At 62.9% G+C, this 15,538-nt stretch carries 7 protein-coding genes; 2 read left to right on the plus strand and 5 right to left on the minus strand.

All coding sequences use genetic code 11. The features are described from left to right. Position 1 precedes the first annotated feature (1 nt). From Ssi02_RS13460 to Ssi02_RS13480, 5 genes are all read right to left on the minus strand, one after another. Positions 2 to 787 (minus strand): PadR family transcriptional regulator, encoded by a 786-nt coding sequence (locus Ssi02_RS13460; RefSeq protein ID WP_204025428.1) that lies wholly within the window; start codon positions 785 to 787, stop codon positions 2 to 4. Beyond that, entirely contained in the window at positions 784 to 1,581 is a 798-nt protein-coding gene (locus Ssi02_RS13465; RefSeq protein ID WP_204025430.1) for a DUF4097 family beta strand repeat-containing protein, read from the minus strand. Before Ssi02_RS13465 ends, Ssi02_RS13460 begins: the two co-directional genes overlap by 4 nt. A 278-nt stretch (positions 1,582 to 1,859) precedes the next feature. Next, entirely contained in the window at positions 1,860 to 2,042 is a 183-nt protein-coding gene (locus Ssi02_RS13470) for a DUF6104 family protein (RefSeq protein WP_204025431.1), read from the minus strand. A gap of 85 nt (positions 2,043 to 2,127) precedes the next feature. Further along, complete coding sequence (locus Ssi02_RS13475) at positions 2,128 to 5,799, minus strand: multifunctional oxoglutarate decarboxylase/oxoglutarate dehydrogenase thiamine pyrophosphate-binding subunit/dihydrolipoyllysine-residue succinyltransferase subunit (RefSeq protein WP_204025942.1); 3,672 nt, start codon at positions 5,797 to 5,799, stop codon at positions 2,128 to 2,130. Between the two features lie 479 nt (positions 5,800 to 6,278). Beyond that, on the minus strand, positions 6,279 to 6,938 hold the full coding sequence (locus Ssi02_RS13480; RefSeq protein ID WP_204025432.1) for a B3/B4 domain-containing protein: 660 nt from the start codon (positions 6,936 to 6,938) through the stop codon (positions 6,279 to 6,281). A gap of 1,072 nt (positions 6,939 to 8,010) precedes the next feature. On the opposite strand from Ssi02_RS13480, the gene Ssi02_RS13485 reads away from it, so the two are divergent. Beyond that, positions 8,011 to 14,748, plus strand: coding sequence for a LamG-like jellyroll fold domain-containing protein (locus Ssi02_RS13485; protein WP_204025433.1), 6,738 nt, complete (start codon positions 8,011 to 8,013; stop codon positions 14,746 to 14,748). Continuing rightward, a complete protein-coding gene (locus Ssi02_RS13490) occupies positions 14,742 to 15,329 on the plus strand; it encodes a hypothetical protein (protein ID WP_204025434.1) in 588 nt (195 codons plus the stop codon). The genes Ssi02_RS13485 and Ssi02_RS13490 overlap by 7 nt, the downstream gene beginning before the upstream one ends. Positions 15,330 to 15,538: the final 209 nt, after the last annotated feature.

Below are 15,538 nucleotides of genomic sequence, written 5' to 3' on the forward strand. Positions count from 1 at the left end.
TCTAATGCGGGTGCAGGATGTCGCGGATGCGGTCCGTCGTCTCCTCAAGCACGGCGCGCACCTCCGCCACCATCTCGGGCGACAGGTGCTCAGCGTCGGCATCGCGGCGCACGACCGCCACGAAATCCGCGAGCGCGGTGCCGAGCTCGAGGTCGAGCCGCTCATGCGGGGCCTTTGCCCCACCCAGCTGGGCCCAGATGTCGTCCCAGACGCGTCGCCACTCGTAGCCCTGCCGACCGGCCTGCGACTGCCAGGCCTTCACCCGTTCGACCCATTCGTCACGCTCTGAGCGGTGCCGTTTCTTGATGCGCTCCCACTCGGTCTTCTGCTCCTCGCCCACGCGCTTCAGCTCCTCCTTCTGCTCTCGCCAGGTGCCGCGGGCGGTGTCGGAGCTTTCCCGCCTGATCTCCTTGGCCATGTGCGTGAGCTCGTCACGGAGCGAGCGCACTGTCGCGCGCACGTCCTCCTTGACCTCGCGGGCGATGTCGCGGACCGAATCGGAGATCTCCTGCTCGAGCTCGTCGAGTTCCTCTCCCCGCGCCTGCAACTCGGCGCGGCCGCGGTCGGTGATGGAGAAGATCTTCTTGCCGTCGGCCACCTCGTGAGTGACCAGACCTTCCTCCTCCAGCCTCGCCAGACGCGGATAGATCGTGCCGGGCGACGGCGAGTAGACGCCGAGGAATCGGTCCTGGAGCAGCCTGATCACCTCGTAGCCGTGTCTTGGGCTCTCCTCCAGCAGCTTGAGAAGGTAGAGCCGGAGTCGTCCGTGGGCGAAAACTGGGCTCATCGCTCTTCTCCCTTGAGCAGTGTGATGTCGCCGGACATCGTGATCGCGCTGAGGGAGGCCATGCCTCCCCCTAGACGTCCGGACAATGTGCGGTTGGCGGGCTTGGCGGCGTTGCCCAAGCCGTCGAAAGCGGTGTCGAGCCGCCCCGAGGTCGATCGCAGGGTGACATCGGTGTTCACCTCGTGGGGAAGGCGCACCACCACCGACCCCGAGACGCTGTTGAGCGTGACATGCCCTGTGGGCGCGAGGTCCAGGTCCGCGGTGATCCGCCCGGAGACGGTGTTCGCCCGCAGGCGGCGCGGCATCCCGTCGGCGACCGTGAGATCACCCGCGACACTCGTGAAGTAGAGGTCGCCCGTGAGGAAGCGGCTCTCCACCGAACCGGAAACCGTCTCGGCGTGCACATCGCCGCTGACGCCGTCGAGGACGATCTCACCGTTGACGCTTTTGACGTTCGTACGGTTCTCCAGCCCGGTCACCACCGCCGAGGCCGAGATCACCCCAACGCGCACCAGGCAGGACTTCGGCACCGTGAGCGAGAGCGTGGTCGACCGTGTGCCGGAGCGCAGCCAGCCGAGGATGCCGTCCCAGGAAAGGTCGGTGTAGGCCACCGTGAGGGTGCCGTCCTCCTCATGCGTGACGGTGAGCGGGGGTGAGCCCACCTCGCTCACCTCCAGCGCAGGTGGCCCGTCGCTCGCCAGCACGGCGACTCGACCGGCCACGATCCGCACGTTGAGGGCGTTGACGGTTTCGAACGTAAACTGGCCCGGTTTGTCTACCGTCCACTGAGGCATGGTCCGTCCTTCATCCCTGACGCGTATCCATCTATACAACACGATATGTCGCGTCTGAGGAAAATCAAGATGTATCGCGTTTCGCTATAAGGGTTGGCGCAGTACGCGGCAGGTGCTCGAGGGCAGCGGATGAGGGTGCGGCAGGTGGTCGGGGCGGGGATACGGCAGTATCCCCGGCGAGCCTTGCTAGCGTTCCCGAGCAGCTTCCCCAGCGCCCCAGCCCCGCCACCCACAGGATGGGCCGGCAACGGAAGCCCAGCAAGCCCGAGCTTTCCCCCTCAGTCCTCTTCGTCGTCGTCGTCCAGCCGGGCGAGCCAAGTGGCCAGCCGCTCGACCGGAGTCTCAAACTCCGGATTGAGGTCGACGAACTCGCGCAGCCGCTCGGCCAGCCAGGACACGCTGACCTCTTCCTGGCCGCGCCGTTCGACCAGCTCCTCGATGCCCCGATCGGTGAAGTACATGGGCGAGAACCTCCTTGAAGCCCTGACATGAAATTGAAAAGGTCCCCCGCGCGGGCGAATCGCGGGGGACCTCTCACCTAATCGATCAACTGAAGACCTCGTGCAGCATCTGCTCCAGCTCGGCCTCGTGGGCGGCATGCGAACCCACCGCCGGGGACGAGTTGGGCTTACGCGACACCCTGCGGAGCTTGCGCCCATCGAAAATGTCAGGATTCTCGGTCAGCTTGAGCGCCAGGAACGGCCACGGCCCCATGTTGACCGGCTCGTCCTGAGCCCAGACCAGCTCCACGTCACTGCCGTAACGCGACAGCTCGGCCTGCAGCGGGTTGCCCGGGAACGGGTAGAGCCTCTCCAGCCGGACAATCGCGACATCCGTACGGTTCTGCTTGTCCCTGGCCGCGGCGAGATCGTAGTAGATCTTGCCGGAGCACAGCACGACCCTGCGCACCGCGGACGCGTCGACCGTCTCGTCCCCGATGACCGGGCGGAACACACCGCTGGTGAACTCCGCCGTCGGCGAGGACGCCGCCTTGTGCCGCAGCAGCGACTTCGGCGTGAACACCACCATCGGACGGCGGCGGTTCGACAACGTCTGCCACCGCAGCAGGTGGAAGTAGTTCGCCGGCGTCGTCGGCTGGGCCACCGTCATGTTGTCCTGCGCACACATCTGCAGGAACCGCTCGATCCTGGCCGACGAGTGGTCCGGCCCCTGGCCCTCGTAGCCGTGCGGCAGCAGCAGCACGACCGACGAACGCTGACCCCACTTCTGCTCACCCGACGAGATGAACTCGTCGATGATCGACTGAGCGCCGTTGGCGAAATCGCCGAACTGCGCCTCCCACGCGACCAGAGCCTCGGGGCGCTCCACGCTGTAGCCGTACTCGAAGCCCATCGCCGCGAACTCGCTCAGCAGCGAGTCGTAGACGTAGAACTTCGTCGTGCCGTGGTTGAACGACTTGAGCGGCGTGTGGTCCTCACCCGTGACCCGGTCGACGAGCACCGCGTGCCGCTGACCGAACGTGCCACGCCGCGAGTCCTGCCCGACAAGGCGCACCGGGTGGCCGTCGATCAGCAGCGACCCGAAGGCCAGCAGCTCACCGGTCGCCCAGTCGATCGCGTCATCGGCGATCATGGCCCCGCGGCGCTGGAGCAGCGGCGCGAGCCTCGGGTGGATCGTGAAGCCTTCGGGCAGGTTGAGCTGCGTGTCGATGACCCGCTTGACCGTCTCATCGTTGATCGCGGTTGGCGTGTCCTTGTGCGACCACGGGATGACCTCGGGGTCGACCGGACGGGCGAACTCGCCGGTCTTCTCCCTCACCGCCTCACGCGTCTCGGTGAACGCCCGCTCAAGCTGCTCCTGGTAGTCGCGGAGCGCCTGCTCGGCCTCCTCCACCGTGATGTCGCCCCGGCCGATCAGCGCCTCGGTGTAAAGCTTGCGGGTCGACCGCTTGGCGTCGATCAGGTCGTACATGAGCGGCTGGGTGAAGCTCGGGTTGTCCATCTCGTTGTGCCCGCGGCGGCGGTAGCACACGAGGTCGATCACGACGTCCTTGCGGAACGCCTGGCGGTATTCGAACGCCAGCTTGCCGACCCGGCTCACGGCCTCGGGGTCGTCGCCGTTCACGTGGAAGATCGGCGCCTGGATCATCCGCGCCACGTCGGTCGCGTAGACACTCGACCGCGACGAGGCCGGCGAAGTCGTGAAGCCCACCTGGTTGTTCACCACGATGTGCACCGTTCCGCCCGTGCGGTAACCGCGCAGCTGCGACAGGTGCAGCGTCTCGGCCACCACACCCTGACCCGCGAAAGCGGCGTCGCCGTGCACAAGCACCGGGAGTACGGTGAAGCCCTCTTCGCCCCGCTCAAGCAGGTCCTGCTTCGCCCGCACCACACCCTCGAGCACCGGGTCGACCGCCTCCAGGTGCGAGGGGTTGGCGACCACGGACGCCACGATCTTCTTGCCCGTCGGCGACACGAAGTCGCCATGGGCACCGAGGTGGTATTTCACGTCACCCGAGCCGTGAGCACTCCGCGGGTCGAGGTTGCCCTCGAACTCGCCGAAGATCTGGCCGTAGGACTTGCCCACGATGTTGGCCAGCACATTGAGCCGGCCGCGGTGCGCCATGCCGATGACGACCTCGTCGAGCTTCCAGTCGGCCGCCTCGGAGATCACCGAGTCGAGCAGCGGGATCAGCGACTCGCCGCCCTCCAGGGAGAACCGCTTCTGCCCCACGAACTTGGTCTGCAGGAACGTCTCGAACGCCTCGGCGGTGTTCAACCGGCTGAGGATGTTGAGCTGCTCCTCGCGGTTCGTCTTGGCGTGCGGCAGCTCGACCTTCGACTGGATCCAGGCGCGCTCCTCGGGCCCCTGAATGTGCATGTACTCGATGCCGACCGTGCGGCAGTAAGTGTCGCGCAGCACACCCAGGATCTCGCGCAGCTTCATCACCGGCTTGCCGCCGAACCCGCCCGTCGGGAACTCCCGCTCCAGGTCCCACAACGTCAGACCGTGGGACTGGATGTCAAGGTCCGGGTGCTTGCGCTGGCGGTATTCAAGCGGGTCGGTGTCGGCCATCAGGTGACCGCGCACACGATAGGCGTGGATCAGCTCGATGACACGGGCGGACTTCGCCACGTCTTCGTCGTGCGTCGCCGAGATGTCCGGCACCCAGCGCACCGGCTCATACGGAATGCGCAGCGCCTCGAAGATCTCGTCATAGAAGCGGTCGGCGCCGAGCAGCAACTGGTGGATCCTGCGCAGGAAGTCACCTGACTGCGCGCCCTGAATAATGCGGTGGTCATAGGTCGACGTCAGCGTCATGACCTTGCTAACCGCGAGACGCGTCAGCGTGTCAGGCGAGGCCCCCTGGTATTCCGCGGGGTATTCCATCGCGCCGACACCGATGATCGTGCCCTGCCCCGGCATCAGCCTCGGCACAGAGTGCACCGTGCCGATCGTGCCCGGGTTGGTCAGGCTGATCGTCGTGCCCACAAAGTCGTCCACGCTCAGCTTGCCCGAACGCGACTTGCGGACGATCTCCTCGTAGGCCATCCAGAACTGCCGGAAGTCCATCGTGTCCGCGGCCTTGATCGACGGCACGAGCAACTGGCGGCTGCCGTCGCTCTTCTGCACGTCGATCGCGAGCCCGAAGTTCACGTGCTCCGGCTTCATCAGGACGGGCTTGCCGTTGACCTCGTTGAACGAGAAGTTCATCTCGGGCATCGACTTGAGTGCCCGGATGACCGCATAACCGATGAGGTGGGTGAACGACACCTTCCCGCCGCGTCCCCGCAGCAGGTGGTTGTTGATCACGATCCTGTTGTCGATCAGCAGCTTGGCGGGAACCGCACGCACACTTGTGGCGGTCGGGACCGTCAGCGACGAGTCCATGTTGACCGCGGTGCGCGCGGCGGCACCCTTAAGAGGCACCTCTTGCGCCCCAGCCGGCACCGGCGTCACCGGCTTCGGCTTCTCGGCCTTCGGCGCCGCTGGCGCCGGAGCGGCCTGCGGCTGTGGCGCAGGCGCGGCCTTGGGTGGAGAACTAATGGTGGAGGTGGCGGCCGTCGTGCCGGTCGTCGCCTCCCGGGCAGGGTTACGGCCCGGCCCATAGTCGGGGTGGTAGTCGGCAAAGAAGTTCCACCAGGCCCGGTCCACAGACTCGGGATCCTGGAGATACTTCTGGTATAGCTCGTCGACAAGCCATTCGTTTTGACCGAAGCTTGCCAGCGGGTTTGTCCGCGACGACTCAGACGACACGGCGGAAATCGCCCTCTTCCGCAGATCGGCGTTGATGATAGAGAACCTGTCCAAGGCTACTCGCCCGGACTCCTACCGTGCGCCCACCTGGACGCACCTCACTGCTGATCCTCCCAGGACCGTCCAAACTGGTCACGCCGGGGTAGCCCTTCTTGGTGGTGTGGTTCTCGTCACTTTTTGGTAACAGCCCCGGGACCGCGAACCTTCCCGCGTACGGCAGAGCCCGGTGCGCCCTCCTGGACCCATGTGACCTGAGTTCACGCAGGTTGCTCAAGTGACCGTTGATGACACCTGGGAATCCGACACACTACGCCGGCACCACCACTCGAGGCGTGGACGAGCAGCCCGGCTTTACGGCCGACCCCTAACCCACGCTCGCCCCCCAAACCCCACTTTTTCCACACCCGGCCACACTGGCCCGTTTTGGTCAAGCTGCTTCGTTTGACCAAGGCGGCGGTGCCTCCCCTGGTATAGGAGCCCTAGCCGGGCACGTGGAGCGAACTTTCCACCCTGATGTCCGGTGTGATCTCCCGAAGGAGCCCAACGAGCTCCTCCCCCGCCAAAGACAACTCCTCGACCGGCATCGGCTCCAGTCGCTCGAGCAGAAAGAGCGCATCGGACGTCTCCTCCGTGATCCGCGTCCGCACACACTGCCGCCAGTTCCACCGCCGGCACGTCACCCCATGATCATCCCGCCAGACAACCTCCCCGATCTCCGGATGATCGACCACCACCTCCCCCTTGTCGACCGTGTCGAACACCTCATCCCCGGCAGCCCGCACCAACCGCGCCACCCCCACGTAATGCCGCAGATCCTCCCCGCCAACCGGCAACACGTGCCGCACACTGATCGAGTTGTAGGCGTCGACGACCTGATTGATCTCCGGCAAAGGCATCCGCCGCAGAAGCGCATCCACCGATGGCCGAGTCCGCTGCGGCTTAGCCCCAAACCCCCGATAGGCATCCCGCCACGCCTCCACCCGCTCGTGGTCAGGCCCGGCAGCCCCTTGCGCCGCCTCGGCCAGCCACCCCCGCGACCGATCATCGCTAGGCCCATTGCGCAAGCCGTACACCTTGACCGCAAGCACCCCAAAGTCGGGACGAAGGGCTGTGACGGCGGGGTCGATCACTATGTCCATGGAGCCAGCTTAGGGAGTCTTCCGGCAGGCGACTTGACAATTGTCCCCTTCTAAGCATTTTGTGACGAATCGTAATCAAAAGCTCCTTCTGTGTGTTGTTGTCGTTTCGTGATGAAGATCCTTATTGTTCGGAAGATCGCGCCGGGTTACGTTCCAGGGTGTTTGCCGTGATCAAGTTCTCGTGCGCTCTATAGCTGCGGGGGAACACGGTCAATTCGCTCGGAACTCGTACTCGGAGGGGGACGGCGTGCGGTCTGTTTTGCGTTGCCTACGTTCGGTCCGATAGATGTCCTGGCCAGCCGTGACGGTATTTGTCCTCACTGTTCCCGGCCTGATGCAAATCTCCGCACAGCCTGTTTGGGCCGAACCTCGATCCGCGCCCCAGCCCACCTTGGAACAGATCCGGGCGATGATGCCCCAACAATTGACGGGCACCGCCGCCGGACGCCCCCACTTAGTGGACTCCTCGGCGACAAGAGCCCAAGTCGCCAGCGGCGACAAGGAAGGCAATCGAATCAAGGCACCTAAAAGACCGAAGAATTCATTGCCGGTAGAGGGTCGATTTATTGACGAGAATGCAGTGGCGCGCCGACTGGTCCCGGGATCAGGCCTTGTCGTTCCAGAAGGTGTTCATCGCTCCGAGAGGCCGAATGAAATTTCTGGGAAGGGTCGACCGATAGTCCAGAATGAACCGGTCAAGAAATGTAGAGACTATTCGCAGTGGTCGGAATGGTATCAGTATGCAAACGGCGACTACGTCACTTATAATTCTCGGATTTGGCAGGCCTATCAAGCCAACAGCAACTTCGGTCCACCGGGAGTTACAGGACCGTGGTTGGATCGTGGCGAGTGTGTGATCGGAGCGCCTCCCACGGCAGTGGCCGTCAAGCCTGACGATGAGGCTTTGATCTCTTCTCTAACCCCAACCCTGCGGGCGGACAGTCCTCCGACCGGCCACTGGTCCACGACCTTTGCTTTCAAGTTCACGGTTTGCGACAACCAGAGCATGACAGGTTCGAGTTGTGTAAGCTCGAATTTTGACGAGCCGTTCTGGACTGTTCCGGCAGGACACTTGAAGTGGGCCAAGGAATACTGGTGGACGGCTACAGTAAGGGAGTCCATCGATGGGCTCACCAATACGACGGCGAAGCGGTCGTTCACCACGGGTGTGCGTCAGCCCACCATCACTTCAAAGCTTTCCGCTCGCGGCGCCAACGGCCAAGAGTTTCATCCGCTTGCAGGAAACTACACCACCTCTTTCACTGACGCCGTGGTCAATACGGTGGGACCGCCCTTGTCGGTGGTGCGGTCCTACAACAGCATGGACCCACGCAGGACAGGCATGTTCGGTGCCGGCTGGTCGACCCGGTGGGACATGCACATCCGGCAGCAGACGCTCGCGGGGCAGCCGACACTGCTGGTCACCTATCCCGACGGGCGGGAGGTGCGCTTCGCCGACAACGGGGATGGCACTTTCCAGCCACCACCAGGCATGCATGCCACGCTTGGCACGGTGACCGGCGGCGGTTGGCGGCTCACAGACAAGTCCTCCACTACGATCTACCACTTCGATGCCCAAGGGCGTCTTAGCTCTGCCACTGACAGGCGTGGGCGAAGCCAGACCCTTACCTATGACGGGAACGGCAAGCTTGTCACCGTGATAGGCGCCGGCGGACGTTCATTAACGTTCAACTGGACTGGTGGTCAGGTAACTTCGGTCGCGACGAATCCTGTGGAGGGGAGTCCGCTCACGTGGACGTATGAGTACACCCAGGGCAGGCTTACGAAGGTCTGCTCCCCGGCTGCTGCTCCGAACTGCACTCTCTACGATTATGGAGTTGGATCCACTTACCGAACCACGGTCCTCAATGAGGATCCGACAGGTTACTGGCGTCTCAATGAGACGACCGGAGCCACGGCTTCGAATCTGGGCTCCGAGGGAGGTACAGGGGATTACTGGACTGGGCCTATAAGTGTTGCTGGAGCGCTTGAGGGCACTCCCGACACAGCGGTCGACATGAGCGATGAGACCATTATCCTTCCTAAAGGCGTGCTGCACCGCCGCGAAAAGCAGATCTCTCTAGAACTCTGGTTTAAGACCACGGCATCCGGAGTGGTAGTGGCTCCGGGAGGAGACGGGGATTTTTCCGGGACCCAACAGGGATCGGCGTTGTATGTGGGCCTCGACGGAAAGCTGCGAGGTTCCTGGAACGAGTCGGCTACACCGATCACGTCGGCAGCTCCGGTCAACAATGGCCAATGGCATCATGCTGTTCTCACCGGCGCCGCCTCAGACCAGAAACTTTATCTAGACGGTGCTTTGGTCGGCTCGTTGAATGCGCCTGTAGAGATCCCCGACGACTTCGTTACGCTCGGTTACGGCATGGCCTTGCCTGGTCATTCCCCGAGTGTGCCGGGCACTTCAGGAACCAGGACCGCTTTCCCCTTCACCGGCCATCTTGACGAAGTCGCCGTCTATGACCGGCCGCTCAGCCTGGCTGAGGTCCAGCAGCACTATGACGCCCGTTTGGCAGTACCCCACTTGATGACCAAGATCACCTTGCCGTCCGGCAGAACTTGGGCGGAGAACACGTATGACCCGGCGACTGACAGAGTCAAGACCCACACCGACCAGCACGGCGGCGTCTGGCAGGTCGGTGTGCCGGCCTATACGGCGGCTACTGGGCGATCAACGGTCATCGTGAAAGATCCTCGGAATAAGAACCTGACATATGAATACGACGCCTGGCGCGGCAACCGACTGATTCGGGAGATCGACCAGTTGGGGAGGGCGACCGGCTATGCCTACGACACTGGCGGTTTCATCTCAAGAATCACCGACCGCAACGGCCTGCAGACCCGCCAGACGTTCGACAAGCGCGGCAATCTGCTCACCAAACTGGACTGCGATCCCGCTGTCACGGGATCGTGCCAGGCCATACCTCACCGCTACACCTATCACCTGAATGCAACCGACGAGTTCGACCCGCGCAACGACCAAGTCATCACTCACCGCGACCCCCGTTCCACCAGTGCGACCGACAACACCTACGCCACCACCTGGGAGTACAACCAGTACGGCGAGCAGATCAAACAGACCTTCCCTGCCACCTCGGACTTTCCCAACGGCCGTAGCAGCACCACGACCTACACCGACGGCACCGAGCCGGCCGAAGGTGGCGGTCAGACCCTGGCTGGCCTGGTCAAGACGAATACCGACCCCAAGGGCAATGCCGTCTCCTACAAATACACCTCTGCAGGTGATCTGGCCGAGGAGACAACGGCCACTGGACTGATCCTCCGCCACGAGTACGACACCCTGGGGCGGGCGACCGCAAAAACCGAAGTCTCCCAAGCCAACCCAACCGGGGTGAGAACCACCTATACCTACAGCCCGCTCGGCCAGCTCCTCACCCAGACGGCCCCAGGCGTATTGAACGAGGTCTCCCGGGTGACGCACACCGCCGAGACCCGCCACACTTACAACCCCGACGGCCTGACCCTCACCACCAGCGTGGTCGACCTGACCGGCGGCAACCCCGAGCGCAAGATCACATACACCTACGACCCGCGCGGCAGACTGGAGACAGAGACAGACCCGGAAGGCGGCGTGGTCTCTCACACTTGGGACACCACCGGCGCCCACACCAGCTCGACCGATCAATTGGGCAATAAAACCGTCTTCGCCTACACCTTCAGAGGTGAACTCGCCTCGAAGACCCTGAAGAACTGGACCGGCAGCCCGGTGGCCCCCCAAGCCCCCGCCGACCTGGTCCTTGAGTCCTACGCTTACGACTTCGGCGGACGCTTGGCCAGCACGACAAACGCGGTGGGCCGTATTACTGCCAAGACCTACTTCCCCGACGACAAAGTCGCAACCGTCAAGGCTGTCAACGCGCGGACCAACGCAGCCACCACCGGCCGGGACATCCCACTGGAAGCCAACACCTACGACGCGGCCGGTAACCTCATCATGCAGGTCACGGGCAATGGACGCACGACCACGAACTACGTCTACGACGCGGCCAACAGGCTCACCACAAAGACCGTCGACCCCAACGGCCTGGCCCGCGCGACGTCCTTCACTTACGACGCGAACGGCAACGTCACCCGCGAGACGAAGTCCGCCGCAGGCACCAGCCGTACCGAGAGCGTCGAGTACGCCTACAGCCCCGGCGACCAGCAGACCCGCCAAACCGTCGAAAACGGTGCCCAAGACCTAGAGACCACTTGGACCCGAGACGACCGCGGCCTGGTCACTGCTATGACTTCCCCACGCGGCAACCTCCCCGGCGCCACCGGATTCAAGACCGAGTACACCTACGACAAGGTCGGCCGACTTGTGGCGGATACCGCGCCGGAAGTTCAGGTTGAGAGACACGGAGCCGCCTCTGCCAGCCGGCCCGTCACCATGCACGGTTATGACAACGCCGGCAGCAAAACCCATGTGGTCGATGCCGAAGGACGTACGAGCACCACCAATTACGACCGTCTCGGCCGGACTACCTCCACTGTCGGCGCCACCTACTTCGCTCCACTAGGCAACGCACCTGCGCCCCTGACTGGCGCGGTCGCCCATTGGAAGATTGATGAGGGCACAGGGACCGCCCTCGCCGACACCATCGGTTCACGCACGGCCACCTTGAGCGGAAGCACTGCCTGGGTGCCCGGCCGTGCAGGCTCCGGCGTACAGTTCGGCAGCAATACTCACGCTGTGACAGCTGCCCCCGTTCTCACCACCAACGCCAGCTACACCGTAAGTGCGTGGGTGCGGCTGACTCACGGTGACCTCAACGCCACCGTGAGTCAGGACGGCGCAACCAGGAGCGCGTTCCAACTTGCCTACTCTGCAGCAGATGGCAAGTGGCGCCTGGCGACGTACGACACCGACAGCGCCACTGCTGTTGAGAAGAGCGCGGTGTCCAACCGGCGCGCAAAGCTGAACGACTGGACCCACCTCGTCGGCGTATACGACGCGGCTACCGGCCACATCCGCCTGTACGAGAACGGCGAACAGGTCGCCTCCAACGCTGTGACCGCTACCTTCAACGCCGCAGGCGGCTTCCTCATCGGCAGCAGCAAACAGAACGGTGCCTACGAGCACTCCTTCCGCGGCGACCTGGACGAGGTCCAGGCGTACGGCAGAGCGCTCACCGACCAGGAGATCCGTTCCCTGTCCGGAATCACGCCCAAGGTGAGTTACCTCTACGATGCGGCCGGGCGAGAGACCAAGCGAACCGACGCCCGCGGGTCGAGCTGGACCACTGAATACGACGCTTTGGGCAACCGCGTCCGCATCACTGAGCCTGGCCCCAACGGCCAGCCCGGCGGACAGAGGGTGTCTGAGTACAACACACTTGGGGAGCAGACCGGCGCCGTCGACCCGACAGGCGCCAGGACCGGGGCTACCTACGACGATCTCGGCCGTATGGTCACCTCGACAAGTGTCGAACGCGAACCGACGCTCAGTACGCTCGTCACGAGATTTGAGTACAACGACGCTGGCAACAAGACCAAGGAAATCCGGCCCGGCAGTCGCACCACCCTTTATCAGGTGAACGCCGTCGGAGAAGTGACCTCCGAGACCAACCCGCTTAGCAATGCAACACAGTTCGTCTACGATCTAGTCGGCCGCAGCACCAAGGTGACCAACCCTCTCGGCAACGCGACCGTCACTGAGTACGATCTGGCGGGCAGGAAAACCGCAGTTAAGGATCTAAACAGCACAGGGGCCGTGCTTCGGGAAACGTCCACCAGTTATGACGCCGACGGCAATCCCGTTGCGGAGACCTCGGCTGAGGGCCATATGGTCGACCGGACGTTCGATGCCCTAGGCAGGATGACCCAACTTGTTGAGCCAGTGACCGCGACTCAGTCGATCACCACCACCTTCGGCTACGACACAGCGGGCAACCGCACCCGCACCACTGACGGGCGCGGAAACGTGATCTGGACTGCCTACAACAGCCTCGGCATGGTGGAAACCGTCACCGAGCCGGCTACCACTGCGTACCCCAACCTCGCCGACCGCACCTGGACCAGCGTCTATGACGCAGGCGGCAACGCGGTCACGACCGCTGCACCCGGCGGGGTCCGCATCGACCGGACCTTCGACCACCTGGGCAACCTCACCCGCCAGACCGGTACCGGCGCAGAGACCGCCACAGCCGAGCGGACGTTTGGCTACGACCTGGCCGGCCGGCCTACCTCGATCGGCGATTTCGCGATCGATTACAACGACCGCGGGCTCATGACAAGGGTGCTCAAGGGAGCGACTCAGCAAGGTGCCTACTCCTATGACGGGGTGGGCAACCTTCTGCAGCGCGTTGATGCCGCCGGAACGGCCAACTTCACCTGGGATACCGCCGACCGTCTCGCGACGGCGACCGACCCAGTCGTCAACCGCACCCTCACCTATGGCTACGACACGGCCAACCAAATGACGTCGGTGACCGCTACCGGCCAGGCCAGCCAGCAGACGTTCGCTTACGACGATATGGGTCGGCGCACCAGCCACACGGTGAAGCGCGGCAACGGTGTCCAGCTCGCAAAGATCACTTACGGGTGGGACAAGGACGACAACCTCACCTCCAAGACCACTGTGAGCCTGGCAGGCGCAGGCGCCAACACTTATGCGTACGACAAGGCAGGGCGCCTGACCTCTTGGACGGATCCCGCCAACACCACCACTGCCTACGAGTGGGATGCCGCCGGCAACCGCACAAAGGCCGGGAACACAGTCTTCACCTACGACGAACGCAACCGCCTCACCTCCGGCGGTGGTACCGACTACACCTACACTCCCCGCGGCACGGTAAATGGCGAGACCACCAATGGGACCACCAAGAATCTGGTGTTCGACGCGTTCGACCAGTTGACCAGCGACGGCACCACCACCTATGCCTATGACGCGCTCAACCGAGTCAGCTCCCGCACCGAAGGTGGTTCCGTTCAGCACTTCACCTACAGCGGTCTGGCTAACGACCTAGCCGCCGTCACCGACGCCGGCGGCGCGGTGCAGGCGAAGTACAGCCGTGACTCCGCAGGGCAGTTGCTGGGCCTGCAGGAAGGCGGTGGCGCTGCGGTCGCCGCCGCGAACGACCTGCGTGGAGACCTGGTGGCGACCTTCTCCTCCACCGCGGTTGTCGACTCCTTCGCCTACAACCCGTTCGGCGAGGTGGTCGCAGAGAGCGGAACGCGGAAGAACATCGGCTATCAGGGGGAATACACCGACCCGGCCTCCGGCAAGGTCAACATGGCGGCGCGCTGGTATCGGCCCGGCACCGGAGGGTTCGTCTCCCGGGACACCATGACCCTTGATCCCGCCCCCAGCGTTCAGGCCAACCGCTACACGTACGCCAACGCATCCCCGCTCACGAATGTCGACCCAACCGGAAATTACGCGCTCGAGGTGGTCAACTCCTCCTACACCTCTCCCCCTGGATCCCAATCCAGCCCGAAGCCGACCTCGTGCCAGTACTGCATGAACTGGGGGAAAGAGTGGGAGGTGGATACCGGTGGAATGCCGCCGTGGTGGTACATGAACAACGACCTCCAATATGTGAATCATCATGATGCTGAAGCGGTCCGCTGGAATCCCATCATGTCCGATGAGGAGGCCCGCGCCGCCGGAGTAATGCCCAATGGCCGGGAGTCGGAGATAGATGGCTACTGGAAGCTGGATAAAAACGCACGAGAGCTTCATTTAGGGCTGTATGAGTCGGGAATGTTTGCGAGCATTAAGACGCCTATATGTGTAAAACAGAGGCGTGCAACCTGTAAGGACTATCCTTTCCTCATCATATGCTGAAGTATGCCAAGGAGATCGCGGATGCGGCGAAGCGGTTTGGGGTTAACAAATATGCGTTGACCGCAACCATGTTGTATGAGAACCAGTTCACACATTTCGAGGTGAAGTATGGGAAGGCGGTGTGGCTGGCTTCCTTCCTGGCCAATGCGGCTACTTTGAAGCCGCAGAACGCTTCGGTCGGGGTCTCGCAATTGGAGATATATAGAGTGAAGCAGTTGATGAATGACAGGGATCTGAAGAAGCACTTCACTGCAAAAGAGCGAAGTATGTCCACAGTGCAGATCTATAATAGATTGACCCAGGATCCCGAGTACTCGATCAAGATGGCTGCTGCTCGAATGACATATGTCAAGAGGGAATTCGGGCTAGATGACTGGATGGCGACGATCGCTTATTGTGGGTGCGCTAGTAGCAATAGAGCAAATTTCCGCCGGTGGGTTGCCAGTGGATATCAATCTGCATTCGCTCCGAGCAAGGAGGCGCAAAAGCGATACAATAAAATGTTTGCAAAAAACGGCATAAGTGGGCGGGCGTTCGAGTATTGGAATTGCGTGGATAATAAGTGCTGGTGGCTGACATGAAAGACGAATCCTGCGGTATTTATAAGAGCGGAGAGCGGCGCCGTCGATTCATGTATCGTTCGGGATGTGTGATATTGAGTTTGTCTCTGGGGGTGGCTCTCGCTTCATGTGGAAGGGAGGAGCACTTCGATCCAGCTGCAGTAGCTGACGTTAGGTCGATCGGTAAAGTGCTATCTGAAGCGAATAGCGAATGGTATTCGGGAGACAAT

Origin of the sequence: Sinosporangium siamense, from assembly GCF_016863435.1 — a bacterium.
GTDB classification, from domain to species: Bacteria; Actinomycetota; Actinomycetes; order Streptosporangiales; family Streptosporangiaceae; genus Sinosporangium; species Sinosporangium siamense.

Bases quoted from the DNA above. Each gene is read 5' to 3' on its own strand.
- Ssi02_RS13460 (WP_204025428.1), bottom strand. From the start codon at position 787: ATGAGCCCAGTTTTCGCCCACGGACGACTCCGGCTCTACCTTCTCAAG.
- Ssi02_RS13465 (WP_204025430.1), bottom strand. From the start codon at position 1,581: ATGCCTCAGTGGACGGTAGACAAACCGGGCCAGTTTACGTTCGAAACC.
- Ssi02_RS13470 (WP_204025431.1), bottom strand. From the start codon at position 2,042: ATGTACTTCACCGATCGGGGCATCGAGGAGCTGGTCGAACGGCGCGGC.
- Ssi02_RS13480 (WP_204025432.1), bottom strand. From the start codon at position 6,938: ATGGACATAGTGATCGACCCCGCCGTCACAGCCCTTCGTCCCGACTTT.
- Ssi02_RS13490 (WP_204025434.1), top strand. From the start codon at position 14,742: ATGCTGAAGTATGCCAAGGAGATCGCGGATGCGGCGAAGCGGTTTGGG.